The 15286-nt window shown below is 62.0% G+C and carries 15 protein-coding genes and 1 pseudogene; 9 read left to right on the top strand and 7 right to left on the bottom strand.

Annotated features, from left to right (window positions below):
- Position 1 precedes the first annotated feature (1 nt).
- Both ACTJJA_RS03760 and hpxU read right to left on the bottom strand, forming a co-directional pair.
- On the bottom strand, positions 2-784 hold the full coding sequence (locus ACTJJA_RS03760; protein WP_440666263.1) for a transporter substrate-binding domain-containing protein: 783 nt from the start codon (positions 782-784) through the stop codon (positions 2-4).
- A 191-nt stretch (positions 785-975) separates the two neighbouring features.
- Positions 976-1815: a MurR/RpiR family transcriptional regulator HpxU gene (hpxU, locus tag ACTJJA_RS03755; RefSeq protein WP_440666261.1), complete on the bottom strand. Its 840-nt coding sequence runs from the start codon at positions 1813-1815 to the stop codon at positions 976-978.
- Between the two features lie 143 nt (positions 1816-1958).
- Between hpxU and hpxW the strand changes: the two genes are divergently transcribed.
- From hpxW to hpxZ, 4 genes are read left to right on the top strand one after another with little or no spacing between them, the layout of a single operon-like run.
- The gene (gene hpxW / locus ACTJJA_RS03750; RefSeq protein WP_440666260.1) at positions 1959-3542 is read left to right on the top strand and encodes an oxamate amidohydrolase; all 1584 of its coding nucleotides are present in this window, start codon (positions 1959-1961) and stop codon (positions 3540-3542) included.
- Between the two features lie 9 nt (positions 3543-3551).
- Positions 3552-3740 carry an oxalurate catabolism protein HpxX gene (gene hpxX, locus ACTJJA_RS03745; RefSeq protein WP_237846920.1) on the top strand — a complete coding sequence of 63 codons (189 nt, stop codon included), beginning with the start codon at positions 3552-3554 and terminating at the stop codon, positions 3738-3740.
- A complete protein-coding gene (locus ACTJJA_RS03740) occupies positions 3737-5134 on the top strand; it encodes an AtzE family amidohydrolase (RefSeq protein WP_440666258.1) in 1398 nt (465 codons plus the stop codon). Before hpxX ends, ACTJJA_RS03740 begins: the two co-directional genes overlap by 4 nt.
- On the top strand, positions 5131-5517 hold the full coding sequence (hpxZ, locus tag ACTJJA_RS03735; RefSeq protein WP_440666256.1) for an oxalurate catabolism protein HpxZ: 387 nt from the start codon (positions 5131-5133) through the stop codon (positions 5515-5517). The genes ACTJJA_RS03740 and hpxZ overlap by 4 nt, the downstream gene beginning before the upstream one ends.
- Before the next feature lie 69 nt (positions 5518-5586).
- Here hpxZ and puuE read toward each other — a convergent pair whose 3' ends face one another.
- The 3 genes and pseudogenes from puuE to ACTJJA_RS03720 all read right to left on the bottom strand — a co-directional run bounded on the left by puuE (position 5587) and on the right by ACTJJA_RS03720 (position 7996).
- On the bottom strand, positions 5587-6486 hold the full coding sequence (gene puuE / locus ACTJJA_RS03730; protein WP_440666569.1) for an allantoinase PuuE: 900 nt from the start codon (positions 6484-6486) through the stop codon (positions 5587-5589).
- Positions 6404-7280, bottom strand: a pseudogene (gene hpxA, locus ACTJJA_RS03725) (allantoin racemase). The gene puuE and the pseudogene hpxA overlap by 83 nt, the downstream one beginning before the upstream one ends.
- Positions 7280-7996 (bottom strand): GntR family transcriptional regulator, encoded by a 717-nt coding sequence (locus tag ACTJJA_RS03720; RefSeq protein ID WP_440666254.1) that lies wholly within the window; start codon positions 7994-7996, stop codon positions 7280-7282. The pseudogene hpxA and the gene ACTJJA_RS03720 overlap by 1 nt, the downstream one beginning before the upstream one ends.
- 144 nt (positions 7997-8140) lie before the next feature.
- Between ACTJJA_RS03720 and ACTJJA_RS03715 the strand changes: the two genes are divergently transcribed.
- Both ACTJJA_RS03715 and guaD read left to right on the top strand, forming a co-directional pair.
- Positions 8141-9637: an NCS1 family nucleobase:cation symporter-1 gene (locus tag ACTJJA_RS03715; protein ID WP_440666252.1), complete on the top strand. Its 1497-nt coding sequence runs from the start codon at positions 8141-8143 to the stop codon at positions 9635-9637.
- Positions 9638-9738: 101 nt separating this feature from the next.
- On the top strand, positions 9739-11055 hold the full coding sequence (gene guaD / locus ACTJJA_RS03710; RefSeq protein ID WP_440666250.1) for a guanine deaminase: 1317 nt from the start codon (positions 9739-9741) through the stop codon (positions 11053-11055).
- Here the strand turns inward: guaD and uraH are convergent.
- Positions 11035-11358 carry a hydroxyisourate hydrolase gene (uraH, locus tag ACTJJA_RS03705; RefSeq protein ID WP_440666248.1) on the bottom strand — a complete coding sequence of 108 codons (324 nt, stop codon included), beginning with the start codon at positions 11356-11358 and terminating at the stop codon, positions 11035-11037. The genes guaD and uraH overlap by 21 nt on opposite strands.
- A complete protein-coding gene (gene uraD, locus ACTJJA_RS03700; RefSeq protein ID WP_440666246.1) occupies positions 11355-11855 on the bottom strand; it encodes a 2-oxo-4-hydroxy-4-carboxy-5-ureidoimidazoline decarboxylase in 501 nt (166 codons plus the stop codon). The genes uraH and uraD overlap by 4 nt, the downstream gene beginning before the upstream one ends.
- A 239-nt stretch (positions 11856-12094) precedes the next feature.
- Here uraD and hpxO point away from each other — a divergent pair, with 239 nt between their 5' ends.
- Genes hpxO through ACTJJA_RS03685 form a run of 3 tightly spaced genes read left to right on the top strand, consistent with a single transcriptional unit; the run spans position 12095 to position 15248 of the window.
- Positions 12095-13249: an FAD-dependent urate hydroxylase HpxO gene (gene hpxO / locus ACTJJA_RS03695; protein WP_010429402.1), complete on the top strand. Its 1155-nt coding sequence runs from the start codon at positions 12095-12097 to the stop codon at positions 13247-13249.
- Between the two features lie 17 nt (positions 13250-13266).
- The gene (hpxD, locus tag ACTJJA_RS03690) at positions 13267-14301 is read left to right on the top strand and encodes a molybdenum cofactor-independent xanthine hydroxylase subunit HpxD (RefSeq protein ID WP_440666243.1); all 1035 of its coding nucleotides are present in this window, start codon (positions 13267-13269) and stop codon (positions 14299-14301) included.
- 11 nt (positions 14302-14312) lie between these two features.
- Positions 14313-15248 (top strand): PDR/VanB family oxidoreductase, encoded by a 936-nt coding sequence (locus ACTJJA_RS03685; protein ID WP_440666568.1) that lies wholly within the window; start codon positions 14313-14315, stop codon positions 15246-15248.
- Positions 15249-15286: the final 38 nt, after the last annotated feature.

Here is a 15286-nt window from a genome sequence, read left to right as displayed (position 1 = left end):
CTTAAACGCCGAGGCTTGCCGGCAGCGGGGCCTTCAGCCATTGCTCAGACAGGCCGTTCAGCGTGCCGTCCTTGATGCCCTGCTCAATCAGCGCATCCACTTTTGCCTTCAGGGCCGGTTCGTTTTTCTTCAGGCCAATAAAGCACGGCGAGTCTTTCAGCATAAAGCTCGGGACCGGGGCTTTATCCGCGTTCTGGCGCGAAATGGCCGCCACCACGAGGTTGCCGGTTGCCACGTACTGCACCTGGCCGGAGAAGTAGGCGGAGAGCGTGGTGTTGTTGTCTTCGTAGCGCTTCACGTCCGCGTCTTTCGGCGCCAGGCCGGTCAGCACCATGTCCTCCACCGCCCCGCGCGTCACGCCGATGGTTTTTCCGCTCAGCGCGGCGGCGTCTTTCAGCTCGGCGCCTTTCGGGCCAAACACGCCGAGGAAGAACGGCGCGTAGGCGCGGCTGAAGTCGATCACCTTCTCGCGCTCCGGGTTTTTACCGAGGCTTGAAATGACCAGATCCACCTTATCGGTTTGCAGATACGGCACGCGGTTGGCGCTGGTCACTGGCACCAGCTGCAGCTTGAGCTTCATCTGTTTGGCCAGATAGCGCGCCATGTCGATGTCATAGCCCTGCGGCTGCAGATCGGTCCCCACCGAGCCAAACGGCGGGAAGTCCTGCGGAACGGCAATGCGGATAGTGCCGCGCTTCTCGATATCCTGAAGCTGGTCAGCCTTTGCCGGCAGCTGTGTGAAGAGGCATGCGGCCCCGGCCAGTGCAATCAACAATTTTTTCATGGTGCTTCCCCGTAACGTTAACATGAAACAAAAGATTCTTTGAATGTGATTTTGCAACTAATGTGCCAGATAAGGCGAAGCGGGGAATATTCTTGTAAAGCCTGATAAAACGCGGACGGGGCGAAAATGCTCTCCATTTTCGCCCCGTCTGGCTGCACCATTTCAATGCAAAGCACCAGCCTGATGCCCCATTATCGTTGTTCGAGTTCGTCCAGCTGCTGGTAGAGGGAGGCAATGTCGTGAATGCGCGGACGGCCTTTATCGAGAATTTCATGCAGGAAGGCATTCGCCAGCAGGTTGATCAGACTGTTGACCGAGGAGTAGCTGTCATAGGCCGAGACACTGTCCAGCGGGGCGCAGAGCTGCCAGCTCGCCAGCGGAAACAGGCTGTGAGCCTGCGGCTCGCACATCAGCAGCACCGGAATACCGCTGCTCTGAAGCTGCTGCATCAGCGGGCGGATAATGCGCGGGCGGCGGCGAAAGGCCATCATTACCACCAGATCGTTCGGCGTTAAATCCACCAGCTCTTCGCTCAGGCTCTGCCCCGGCTGCGGCAGGACCATCACCTGACCGCGCGCCTGCAGCAGCTGCTGGCGCAGGTGCAGCGCCGCCGGATAGGCGTTACGCATGCCGATAATGACGATGCGCCGCGCCTTCACCATGCAGGCCATGGCGTCGGCAAACTGCTGCGCGTCGAGGGCATTGACCCACTGGGTCAGGTTCGCCATCTCTTGCTTATAGTGGCGCGCCAGCAGCGTATTGCCCTGCACCGCATCGCGGTTATCGGTGAGCGGCATCCCGCTCTGGCGCAGGGTGCGCAGCTCGTCGCGCATGTCCTTATATTTCTCATAGCCCAGACGCTTAAACAGGCGGCTGACCGTGGCTTTCGACACCCCGCTCAGCTGCGCCAGCTCGGCGCTGTTGTAGCTAATCAGGTCGTCAAAATGATCGAAAATAAAATCCGCCACCCGCTGCTCCTGCGGCGACAGCGACGGGTACTGTGCTTTCAGACGTTCATCTAACTGTTCCATAGCGCCTCTGTAACTTTTGTTTCATCACATTGTACCTTTTATTCTGCGTATTCATTATACGTGCCAGTTTACTGAAACTTTTCTTTCAGAACTGGAACAGCTTTTGCAGCACCTTGTGACTTTCAGGGTTACGAGGATGCTTCATGCAAAGTAATGTCTCCACGCACGGCATGGCCGTTGCGCCCCACCATCTCGCCAGCCAGAGTGCGCTGGCGGTGCTGCGCGAAGGCGGCAGCGCGATAGAGGCAATGGTCGCCGCGGCGGCCACCATTGCCGTGGTTTACCCGCACATGAACGGGCTGGGCGGCGATGGCTTCTGGCTTATCGTGCCGCCGGAAGGCGAACCTGTCACCATTGATGCCAGCGGCGCGGCGGGATCGCTGGCAACGCTCGCCGCCTACGACGGTCTGGCGCATATCCCCCATCGCGGACCCCGTGCGGCGCTGACCGTCGCCGGTACGGTGAGCGGCTGGGACGAGGCGCTGAAGGTTTCGCGCGAGATGACCGGCAAGGCGCTGCCGCTGGCTCGCCTGCTGGCCGACGCCATTGACTATGCGCAGAACGGCACCCCGGTCACGGCCTCTCAGGCTCATGCCACGGCCAGTAAATTCGACGAACTGAAGGCCGTCCCCGGCTTCGCGGAAACCTGGCTGGTGGACGGTAAGCCGCCGCAGGTCGGGAGCCGTTTTTACCAGCCCGCCATAGCCACGACGTTGACGCGTTTGGTGGAAGACGGTCTGGACAGCTTTTATCGAGGCCCGCTGGCGGACGTACTGGCGCACGGCATGGAGACGCTGGGCCTGCCCGTGACGCTGGCCGATTTACACGCGCACGCTGCCCGGCGCACCTCGCCGCTGAGGCTGCAGCACCAGCAGGGGGAGATCTTTAACCACGCCCCGCCGACGCAGGGGCTGGTCTCGCTGGCGATACTCGGCATCACCGATCGGCTGAACATGGCGGAGGCCGACGATGCCGACACCATTCACCGCATCGTTGAAGCTACCAAGCTGGCCTTTGGCCTGCGCGATGCCCACATCACCGACCCGCGCGAGCTGAAAACCGATGTTCAGAAACTGCTGGATCCTGCCGCTCTGCAGGCGCTTGCCAACAGGGTTGACGACGGCCGCGCCGCGCCGTGGGGTACCGGTAAAGGCCCCGGCGATACGGTGTGGATGGGGGTGATGGATAACAGCGGGCTCGCCGTGTCGTTTATCCAGAGTATCTATCACGAGTTCGGCAGCGGCGTGGTGCTGCCCGACACCGGCATCGTCTGGCAGAACCGCGGCGCGTCTTTCAGCCTCGATCCCGATCATCTTCTGGCCCTCGCGCCGGGCAAGCAGCCCTTCCATACCCTGAACCCGGCGGCGGCACGTCTTAATGACGGACGCGTGATGGTCTACGGCTCGATGGGCGGCGACGGACAGCCGCAAACCCAGGCCGCGCTCTTTACCCGCTACGCGATTCAGGGCGTGCCTTTACAGGAAAGCATTTCCCGCCCGCGCTGGCTGCTGGGTCGCACCTGGGGACAAACCTCGGACACGTTAAAACTTGAAGGGCGCTTTAGCGCTGAGACGGTCTCGCAGCTCCGCGCGCGGGGACATGAGGTAGAAATGTTCCCGGACTTCAGTGAAGCGATGGGCCACGCGGGCGCGATTGTCCGCCACCCCAACGGGCTGTTCGAAGGGGCATTTGACCCGCGCAGCAACGGCGCGGCCGCCGGATTCTGAGGAGAAAAAATGACGACACAACAACCCGACTGGCATGCGTATCTTGCGCAAATGGAGTCCGTGCTCGGCGTGACGCTGGACGATGCCCGCCGTGCCGAGCTGCAGTTGCAGTTCAGCCGCATTGCCGCCCTGGCCGCCCCGCTGATGGCGCTGCCGCTCGATGACCGTCTGGAGATCGCAGGAGTATACAAAGCATGAGGCTACACGAGATGAGTATCAGCGCGATCCAGCATGCGCTGAGCGCAGGCGAGCTGAGCGCCCGCGAGATTGCTCGCCAGACGCTGGAGGCAATTGCGCGCGTTAACCCGCAGATCAACGCCTGGACCGCCGTGACGGAAGAACGCATGCTCGCCGAGGCCGAGAGTATCGACACTCTGCGCCGCGAGAAGCGCCCCCTGCCGCCGCTGGCGGGCGTGCCCTACGCGGTAAAAAATTTGTTCGACGTTGCCGGTCACACCACCCTCGCCGGGGCAAAGCTGTTCAGCCAGCGGCCCGCCGCGGCCGCTGACAGCTTCGCAGTGCGCCAGCTGCGCAGCGCGGGCGGGCTGCTGACCGGGATGGTAAATATGGACGCCTACGCCTACGGCTTCACTACCGAAAACAGCCACTACGGCACGACGCGTAACCCGCACGATCTGGCGCGCATTGCGGGCGGGTCGTCCGGCGGTTCAGCCGCCGCCGTGGCCGCCGGGCTGGTGCACTTTTCGCTCGGCACCGACACCAACGGCTCGATTCGCGTTCCGGCCTCCCTGTGCGGCATCTATGGCCTGAAGCCCACCTTTGGCCGCCTGTCGCGATCCGGCAGCCATCCGTTTGTCGCGAGCCTGGATCATATCGGCCCCTTTGCCCGCCGCGTGTGCGACCTGGCGTCCGTGTATGACGCGCTGCAGGGGCGGGACAGCAGCGACGGTTTTCAGGCAGAGAGCTCGCGCGAGCAGACGCGCCCCCTGCTTGAGCGCGGGCTTGACGGCCTGCGCTGCGCGGTGCTCGGCGGCTACTTCACCACCTGGTGCGACGCGGATGCCAGAGACGCCGTGGCCCGGGTGGCGAAGGCGCTCGACGTGCAGGATGAGCTGCAGTTCCCGGACGCCGAGCTGGCGCGCTCCGCAGCGTTTATCATCAGCGCCTCCGAAGGGGGAAACCAGTACCTGCCCGCGCTTCGCCGCGAGCCCGAGCGTTTTGAGCCGCATTCCCGCGAACGGCTGCTGGCCGGGGCGATGATCCCCTCCGCCTGGTACATTCAGGCCCAGCGGTTTCGCGCGCACGCCCGGCAGGCGTTTAAAACCCTCTTCGCGCAGGCCGACGTGCTGATCGCCCCGGCAACGCCGCGCAGTGCGACGCTCGCGGGTGAGCAGACCATGGAGATTAACGGCCAGCCGCTCCCCATTCGCGCCAGCATGGGGATGCTGACCCAGCCGATATCATTTTTGGGCCTGCCCGTGACCACCGTTCCGCTGCGCACCACCCAGGGTGCGCCGATTGGCCTGCAGCTGATTGCCGCGCCGTTTAACGAGCAGGCGTGCCTGCGCGTCGCGCGCGTGCTGGAAGAGAGTGGGATCGCCGATGCCCGCCCGGCGGAGGTGGCCGCATGATGAATCACGATGACATTAACCTGCCGTGGGTGGTTGCCGAGGTGACCGCCACGTTTTACCGCTATGAAGACGCGCTGGTCAGCAACAACGTTGCGGTGCTGGACGAGCTGTTCTGGCACGACAAAAACACGGTGCGTCTGGGGGCGGGTGAAAACCTGTACGGGATTGATGAAATCCGCGCCTTTCGCGCGACGCGCCCGTCCGCCGGGCTGCAGCGAACGTTGCGCCACACCGTCATCACCACCTTCGGTGAGGATTATGCCGTATGCAGCACCGAGTTTACCCGGGAGGGCACGGAGCGCATTGGCCGCCAGCAGCAGACGTGGGTGCGGTTTGCCTACGGGTGGCGCATCGTGGCGGCGCAGGTGAGTTTGATGTCGTAATATCACCGGGCATGCGACGTCCTGTAGGCCGGGTAAGGCGCAGCCGCCACCCGGCAAAACACGGCACAATTATTTCTGAAACGGATGCACTTCCCGCCAGTGCTCCGCAATCTGCTGGCGGGTACAAACCCACACCCGCTCATGCTGCTGCACGTAATCCAGGAACCGCTGCAGCGCGCGAAAACGCCCCGGCCGCCCCAGCAGGCGGCAGTGCATGCCGATGGACATCATCTTCGGCGCACTCTCGCCCTCTGCATATAGCACGTCAAAGCTGTCCTTCAGGTACGTATAAAACTGCTCGGCGGTGTTAAACCCCTGCGCGGTGGCGAAGCGCATGTCGTTCGCATCCAGCGTATAGGGCACAATCAGGTGCGGTTTGCGGGTGCCGTCACCGCAGGCCACTTCCGTCCAGAAGGGCAGGTCGTCGCCGTAGTAGTCACTGTCATAGTCGAAGCCGCCGTGCTCCACCACCAGCTGACGCGTATTGGGGCTGTCGCGCCCGGTGTACCAGCCCGCTGGCGGCTTGCCGAACAGGTCAGTCAACACTTGCACCGCTTTGTGCAGGTGTTCGCGCTCCTGTTGGATATCCATGTGCTGATAGTGTATCCAGCGCCAGCCGTGGCTCACCACGTCGTAATCCGCTCCCTTGATTGCCTCGACGATCTCCGGGTGACGCGCCAGCGCCATCGCCACGCCAAAGACCGTCAGCGGCAGGCCGCGCTTTTGAAATTCATTGTGGATCCGCCAGAATCCGGCGCGGCTGCCGTATTCGTAGAGGGAGTCCATCGACATGTGTTTATCCGGGTAGCTGGCCGCGCCGATGATATCCGACAGGAATTGCTCCGACCCGGCATCGCCGTGCAGAACGTGGTTTTCCGCCCCTTCCTCATAATTGAGCACAAACTGCACCGCGATGCGCGCCTGATTTGGCCACCGCGCGTGCGGCGGGTTGCCTGCGTAACCGCGCAGATCCCGCGGGTAATCCTGTTCAAAAAGCGCCATTACGTCTCCCCTCACCTTCAAAATGGATTCAATGCCTGAAACTGTCCGCTTAATACTTTTTTCTCCGGGAAGGCCAGATCCCCGTGCTTGCTGGTCGAGAGCCCCAGCGCCACCAGCGATTCCACCATCTTCACCGCCGCGCTGACGCCGTCGATGACCGGCACGCGCAGCTCGCGCGTCAACTCCTGCGCCAGCGTCGCCATGCCGCCGCAGCCCAGCACGATAGCGCCGCATCCGTCCTCTTTCAGCGCCTGTATACAGCGCGCGCGCACTTTTTCCTGCGCCAGACCGCTGCCGTCTTCCAGCGCCAGCACCGGGAGATCGATAGCGTGCAGCGCCGCGCAGCGATCCTGAAAGCCATACTGGTGCAGCAGATGACGGGCAATAATCAGCGTGCGCGGCAGCGTAGTGACTACTGAAAAGCGCGTCGCCACCAGCGTCGCCATATGCATGGCGGCTTCCGCAATTCCGACCACCGGCCCCTGCGCCAGCTCGCGCGCCGCCAGCAGGCCCGGATCGCCAAAGCAGGCGATGACGTGACCATCCACGCCCTGCTCTCTGCCGAGCCTGACCTGTTCGAGAACGCCCACGGCGGCGATGGCTTCATCAAAGTGGCCTTCTATAGACGGCACGCCCGCGCTCGGGCAGACCGCGAGGATCTCCGTCCCCGGTGCCGCCACCGCGCGGGCCGCCGCGCCGATGGTTTCCGTCATCGCGAGGCTGGTGTTGGGGTTGATCACTTGTATACAGACAGAGGACATTACGACTCCTTGTGGCCGGCAAACAGCCGGGCAAAATCAGGCAGGCACTCGCCCGCCCGCTCGAAGCAGAGGCTGGCGATGATATGTTCAAAATGGTGCATTAAGGCATCGCTGAGCGGCTGGAGCGCTTTCTGACGCAGCAGATCCACAAGCTGTTCGTGATCGTTGCAGCGACAGCCCTGACGCCACGGCGCGCCCCAGGTGGCAATCACCAGCGAGGAGCGCTGGCTCAGGCTGGTCACCATCTCCGTCAGCACCTGGTTGCCGGAGATCGCCTGCAGCTGAATGTGGAAATTGGCAGAGTGGCGGATCGCCGCCGGGCCGTCGTACGCCTCGTGCGCCTGCTGCTCCTGACGAATAATGGCCTCCAGCGCGGCAAGGTGCGGCGGCTGACAGCGGACCAGCACGTCCGGCAGGTTGGCCACCTCCAGCAGGGCGCGGGTGCGGAAGATATGCTGCGCCTCTTCCACCGTCGGGCTGGCAACGTGTGCACCACGCTTGGGCGTTAAGGTGACCATTTGCACAGCCGCGAGTCGCTGCAGCACCTTTCGGATGCCCGTGCGGCTCACGCCAAACACCTCGGCCAGCGCCTCTTCCGGCAGTTTGCTCCCCGGCAGCAGTTGATGTTCGACAATCGCGGTCATCAGCGCCTGAAAGATCGATTCATCTTTGTCATGCAGGTCTGGCGCGGTCTGCAGGGCGTTTATGTTGTTCATTCACCACTCCGTCTTTTACTCTTCGTTATCGAATCGTATACATAAAAATAAAATATTGCATACAAGATTTATTATTTTGGCCTGGATCCTGCAATACCGTCTGCACTCCCACTCAACGGGTTTTCATTCACAGGAGCAGGTTTCATGCCAAACAGTCAAAACGCGCAGCAGGGTACGGCCGCTGATTCCGGTGCGGTTTACAGCCCACGTCTTTGCAATGAGGATCTGGCACCGACGCGTGACCAGAACTGGAGCTGGTACAACATCTTTTCGTTCTGGATGTCGGACGTCCACAGCATGGGGGGGTATGTTGTCGCCGCGAGCTTCTTTACGCTCGGACTGGCAAGCTGGCAGGTGCTGCTTTGCCTGCTGGTGGGGATTTGCATCGTGCAGCTGTGCGCCAACCTGGTGGCCAAACCGAGCCAGATGGCGGGCGTGCCTTACGCGGTGATCAGCCGTCAGGCGTTTGGCGTCTTCGGGGCCAATATTCCGGCGGTGATCCGCGGGCTGATTGCCTTCGCGTGGTACGGCATTCAGACCTATCTGGCCGCCAACGCCCTGATGCTGGTGGCGCTGAAGTTCTGGACGTCTCTCTCTTCGCTTACCACCGGCGCGTTCCTGGGCCTGTCGCATCTGGGCTGGATCTGCTTTGCCATCATGTGGGTACTGCAGGCGATGGTCTTCTGGCACGGCATGAGCGCCATCAAGCGCTTTATTGATATCGCCGGTCCGGCGGTCTACGTGGTGATGCTGGCCCTTGCAGGCTGGATTGTATACAAGACCGGTTTTGACGGCATTTCCTTCACCCTCGCCAGCAAATCCCTGAGCGCGGGCGAGCAGACCTGGCAGATGATCACCGCGACCGCGCTGGTGGTTTCCTATTTCTCCGGCCCGCTGCTCAACTTTGGCGACTTCTCCCGCTACGGCAAAAGCATGGGCGAGATCCGCCGCGGCAACCGCTGGGGCCTGCCGTTTAACTTCCTGCTGTTCTCCATCGTCACCGTGGTCATTGTCTCCGGCACCCAGTCGCTGTTTGGCCGCATGATCACCGACCCGATTGAAACCGTCAGCCGCGTGGGCAACGATCTGGCAGTGGCGATTGGCCTGCTGACGATGATCACCGCCACCATCGGGATCAACATCGTCGCGAACTTCGTCTCCCCGGCGTTTGATTTCTCTAACTGTTCGCCGCAGAAAATCAGCTTCCGCACCGGGGGGATGATTGCCGCCGTCGGCTCGATCCTGCTCACCCCGTGGAACCTGTTCAACTCGCCGGAGCTTATCCACTACACCCTGGATGTGCTCGGGGCGTTCATCGGCCCGCTGTTCGGCATTCTGATTGCCGACTTCTACCTGATTAAACGCGGCAAGGTGTCGGTCGACGATCTGTTCGACGACACGCCTAAGGGCAAATACTGGTACCGCAACGGCTTTAATCCGAAAGCCATTGGCGCGCTGATCCCATCCGTTGCCGTGGGACTGGTGATTAGCTTTATTCCGGCCCTGCATGAGGTGGCGAACTTCAGCTGGTTCATCGGCGTCTTCCTCGGCGGCGTGACCTATCGCTGGTTGGCGCGGGAAGATCGCGAGACGGCAGGCGCGACGTCGTTCAGCTCCCGCGTGGCGACGCAAAAAGAGTAACCCTTCCTTCTGGCCGCAGCTTATCTGCGGCCCGTTCATTCTGGCACCGTTCTTGCTGCGCCTTATCACCCCGCTACGCAAACACTAAGGCAGGAACCATGATGGATTACCAGACAGCGATCCGCGGTGCATTTTTTGATATTGCCCAGGTCTGCGACAGCGCAGACGCGATTGCCCGGCACGCGCGCTACCTTGAGGACGGGCTGCTGTTTATACAGAGCGGGAAAATCCTGGCGCAGATGCCGTGGCAGGAGGGCGAGCAGTATCTTGACCCCCACAAGGGCTACACCGACCTGCGCGGCAGGCTGCTGCTGCCCGGTTTTGTCGACACCCACGTCCATTACCCGCAAACGGAGATGATCGGCGCCTTTGGCGAACAGCTGCTGGAGTGGCTGACCACCTACACCTTTCCGGTGGAGAGCCAGTTTGCCGATGCAGCCTACGCGAAAGAGATCGCCGAATTTTTCATTCAGCAGCTGGTGAGCAACGGCACCACCACCGCGCTGGTGTTTTGCACGCTGCATCCGGAATCGGTCGAGGCGCTGTTTACCGAAGCCCTGCGCCTCAATATGCGACTTATCGCCGGAAAGGTAATGATGGACAGACACGCGCCGGACTACCTGAGCGAAGACGCGAAGCAGAGCTACCGGCAGACGCGGGAGCTGATTCAGCGCTGGCACCACCGGGGGCGGCTGGGCTATGCCATTACGCCGCGCTTTGCCCCGACCTCATCACCCGAGCTGCTTGCCGCGGTCAGCCTGCTCAGAGAGGAGTTCCCGGATACCTGGCTGCAGACCCATCTGAGTGAAAACCCCAACGAAGTGGCCTGGGTAAGCGACCTCTGGCCGGAGCACGAGCGCTATCTGGACGTGTATCACCACTACGGCCTGACCGGCGAGCGCAGCGTGTTTGCCCACGCGATTCATCTTCACCACAGCGAGTGGCAGTGCCTGCATGACACCGGTTCGGCGGTGGCGTTTTGCCCCACCTCGAACCTGTTTCTCGGCAGCGGGCTGTTTCGCCTGCCCGCCTGCTGGCAGCACAAGGTGCGGATGGGCATCGGCACCGACGTCGGTGCGGGCACCACCTTCAGCATGCTGCGCACCCTGGGGGAAGCCTACAAGGTCGGCCAGCTTCAGAGCTACCGCCTGCGCGCCAGCGAGGCGTTTTACCACGCCACGCTGGGCGGCGCGCACGCCCTCAGGCTCGACGATAAGATTGGCAACTTCGCGCCCGGCAAAGAGGCGGATTTTGTGGTTATCGACCCCGACGTGACGCCGCTGCAGCGCCTGCGCAATCGCCGCTGCAAGGATATCTACGAGCAGCTTTTCGTGCTGATGACCCTGGGCGACGAGCGCAACATCAGCGAGACCTGGGTTAACGGCGCGCGGGTATGGTCAACTGCCCCGGTAGGTTGACCACCCGCCGGGCGCAATCACAAACGGCAGATGGAAGTGCTCGTCTGCCGTTTCCCCCGTCACAAAATCAATTTGCGCGCAGGGGTAGAGCGTGTCGCGACCGGTTTCTCTAAACCACGCGCCGATCTCCGCCACCAGCCGATAGCGGCCTGCGGGCAGAGAGGGAACGAACGCGGCGATGCGCCCCTGCGCGTTGGTCACGCCCGTGGCGAGCGTCTTCCCCTCCTGTTGAAGATGGACCGTCACGCCCTGCGCCGGTTTGCCCGTCGAGATATCCAGAATATGCGTGCTTAACGTACTCATTCGCTAATGACTCCCTCCAGACGTAGTAACGTAATGTCCCGCAGCTGTTCGAGTGCAGCCCGTACTTCCTGCGCATCGCTGTTTTCAAGGCGCGCGTGCAGCGCCTGTAAAATGTCTTCGCCGCTGCGGCCCTTCGCGCGGATGAGAAAGACGCGCCCAAAGCGAGCTTCGTAGCGGGCATTCCCCTCGCGCAGCGCCTGAGCAAGGTCAGCATCGCCTTCATTCACCGCGCCCTGCTCCTGGCGCGACAGCGCCGCCTCCGCCTGTGAGCCCGCCGGCTTTTCCCCGATGCGTGGATGGGCGCTCAGGGCCTGCGCTAGCGCCGCTTCGTCCCAGGCTTGCGTCAGCGCTTTCGCCGTACTGAACAATTCGTCCCGGTTGGCGTAGGGCCGCCCCAGAGCCAGCGCGTCGGCCCAGCCGGGGAGCGCCACGCAGGGGTGAATCAGCGCTAACGCCTTTTCGTGGGAAAGATGATTGAACTCATGCAGTGCGATCATAGCGTCTCCTTTATTGTCATCCTCCGGGCTCTTGCACAAACCACGCCATTCTGAGCGCAGGTGTGAAACAGTCGATTCCGTATAGTTCAACAGGAAATTATTGATTCATAAAAAGGCACATTCACCGCGTTTGCGCACCTTAGCAGTGCAAACTCACCGCTCACAACGCCGTTTTCGCCACTCTGCAGCCTGGTACGCAAATTGCTGAATGTTTTTACACCCTGCAAAAGGAGAGAAGCATGAAAGCAATCGTTATTGGTGCGGGAATTGGCGGCCTGAGCGCCGCCGTCGCGCTGAAGAAAGCGGGCATCGACTGTACCGTGTTTGAAGCCGTAAGAGAGATCAGGCCCGTCGGGGCAGCCATCTCCATCTGGCCTAACGGCGTGAAATGCATGCAGCACCTCGGCATGGGCGACATCATCGAGACTTACGGCGGTCCGATGCGTTTTATGGCCTACAAAGATTACCGGCGCGGCGAGACCCTGACCCGCTTTAGCCTTGCCCCGCTGGTTGAGCGTACCGGAGGGCGTCCCTGCCCCGTCTCGCGCGCTGAACTCCAGCGCGAAATGCTGGACTTCTGGGGTCGCGACAGGGTGCAGTTCGGCAAGCGTGTGGAACACGTTCATGAAGACGACGCGGGCGTGAGCGTGACCTTTACCGATGGCACCACGGCAACAGGCGATTTTCTGATTGCCGCCGACGGCAGCCACTCGGCGGTTCGTCCGTACGTGCTGGGATACACCCCGGAGCGCCGCTACGCCGGGTACGTGAACTGGAACGGGCTGGTAAAGATTGATGAAGAGATTGCCCCGGCGCACCAGTGGACCACCTTCGTTGGCGAAGGCAAACGCGTGTCGCTGATGCCCGTCTCCGGCGGTCGTTTCTACTTCTTTTTTGACGTGCCGCTGCCCGCGGGCCTGGCGGAGGATCGCACCACCCTGCGCGCCGATCTCACGGGCTACTTCCGCGGCTGGGCGCCGCCGGTGCAGACGCTTATCGCGGCGCTGGATCCCGAGACCACAAACCGCATTGAAATCCACGACATTGAGCCGTTCGACAGCCTGGTGCGCGGCAACGTCGCGCTGCTCGGCGATGCCGCGCACAGCACCACGCCGGATATCGGCCAGGGCGGCTGTGCGGCGATGGAAGATGCCGTGGTGCTGGGGGAATGCCTGCGTGAAAACCACAGCATTACGCTGGCGCTGCGGCAGTACGAAGCGCTGCGCTGCGACCGGGTGCGCGACCTGGTGCTGAAGGCGCGTAAACGCTGCGACGTCACCCACGGGAAAGACATGGCGTTGACGCAGGCCTGGTATCAGGAGCTCAAAGAGGAGACCGGCGAGCGCATCATCAACGGTCTGTGCGAGACCATTCAGGGCGGCCCGTTAGGCTGAACGTAAGAGGGATAACGATGAAAAGAGAACCGACTCCACCCACCCACTGCACGTTTGAGCCAGAGGACTGGCTACGCCTGGCGAAATGCTGGCATCCGGTCGCGCGCGCCTGTGACGTCGGCCCGGCGCCTGTCAAGGCGACCCTGCTGGATGAACAGCTGGTAATTTACCGGATCCACGACCAGGTCGTGGTCGCCCGGGACGTCTGCCCGCACCGCGGCGTGCCGCTGACGCTCGGCTTTCACGACGAACACGGGGTTATCTGCCCCTATCACGGTTTACGCTTCGGGGAGGACGGGCGCTGCAACCGTATTCCGTCCAGTCCCGACCAGCCCGTTCCGGCGAAGCTGAACCTGATTAACTACGCCGTGGAGGAGCGCTTCGGCCTAATCTGGACCTGCCTGGCCTTTGACCCGGACAATCCTGCGCCGCTGCCCACCATGCCGCACTGGGATGACGCAGGCTTTCAGCAGATCAACTGCCCGGCATTCGAGGTGAATGGCTTCGCCGGGCGACAGGTGGAGGGGTTTCTGGACGTGGCGCACTTTGCGTGGATCCACACTGATACCTTTGCCGATCCCAATAATCAGCTTGTGCCCGCCTATCAGCCACAGGAGACGCCGTTCGGCTTCGTGGCGGATTACTGGAGCTCCGTGAGCAACTATCCCGCCGGTTCACCCGTGCAGGCGCCAGAAGGGTTCCAGTGGCTGCGCCATTTTGAAATGCATCTGCCGTTTACCGCCACTCTGACGATTCATTTTCCGGGTGAGTCGAGACTGGTGATCATGAACGCCGCGTCGCCCGTGTCATCGCGCGTGACCCGCATGTTCGCCCCTATTGCGCGCAACCTTGACCTGCATATTCCGGTGGAAGACGTGCATGCCTTTAACCTGCGCATCTTCGAAGAGGATCGCCTGATGGTGGAAACCCAGCGTCCGGAAAGCCTGCCGCTGGACCTGACGCTGGAAGCCCATATTCCCGCTGACAAAAGCTCAATAGCCTACCGTCGGGGACTGAAAAAAATGGGCTTTGGCGAGTTTTTCCTGGTATGACGGAGACCGATATGCTGAGCGTGATTGTTGACGGGCTGTGGCGCGAGGGCGACAAAAGCCTCGCTGTCAGGCTGGTGTCTGAAGACGGTAAAGCACTCCCGACGTGGCAGCCCGGCGCGCACATTGATGTGCATCTGCCCTGCGGCGTGGTGCGCCAGTATTCCCTGACCGGGGCCTGTGAAGAAGAAAGCTATCTTATCTGCGTGGGCCGGGAAACCGCCTCGCGCGGCGGGTCGCGCTACGTTCACGAGACGCTGCGTCCCGGGCAGAAGCTGGTGATTTCCGCCCCGCGCAATCAGTTTCCGCTTGGTCAGGCAGAGCGGGTTTTGCTGCTGGCGGCAGGAATTGGCATTACGCCGCTGTATGCGATGGCCCTGCAGCTGAAGGCGGCCGGAACGCCGTTTACCCTGCACTATTATGTCAGAAACCGCGAAAGCGCGGCGTTTGCGCGCGAGCTCTCGCAGTGCAGTGAGTGCATCATTCATACCGCCAGCCCGCGCACAGCGCTGGGTGAGCATCTTCCGGTGCCGGAGGTGGGATTTCATGCCTGGGTGTGTGGACCAGCGGGTTTTATGGAAAAAGTGCGCGAGGTGGCCACAGCGAAGGGATGGGATGACGCCCATCTTCACAGCGAGGCGTTTCAGCCCGCGGCCACTGCCACAAGCGACGTCGCGGGCGAGATCTTTACGGTTAAACTGGCCTCCACCGGCGAGCGCTGGCCGGTACCTGCGGATAAAACCATCGCCCAGGTATTGCAGGAAAACGGTGTAGACGTGCCGCTGTCGTGTGAAATGGGGATTTGCGGCGCGTGCCTGACGCCGGTGATTGACGGCGTGGTGGATCACCGGGATAGCGTGCAGTCGGCGGCGGAAAAAGGCGCGCCGGACCAGCAGGTGGCGCTGTGCTGTTCTCGAAGCCATTCCGGGGAACTGGTGATTGCGCTGTAAAACGAAAAAACCCTGCGATATTGCTATCGCAGGGTTTT

This window comes from Enterobacter sp. 22452, from assembly GCF_052045065.1.
In the GTDB taxonomy this organism is placed as follows: Bacteria; Pseudomonadota; Gammaproteobacteria; order Enterobacterales; family Enterobacteriaceae; genus Enterobacter; species Enterobacter mori.
The sequence above is the reverse complement of the archived record's forward strand: the minus strand, read 5'-3'. Positions and strand labels throughout refer to the sequence as shown.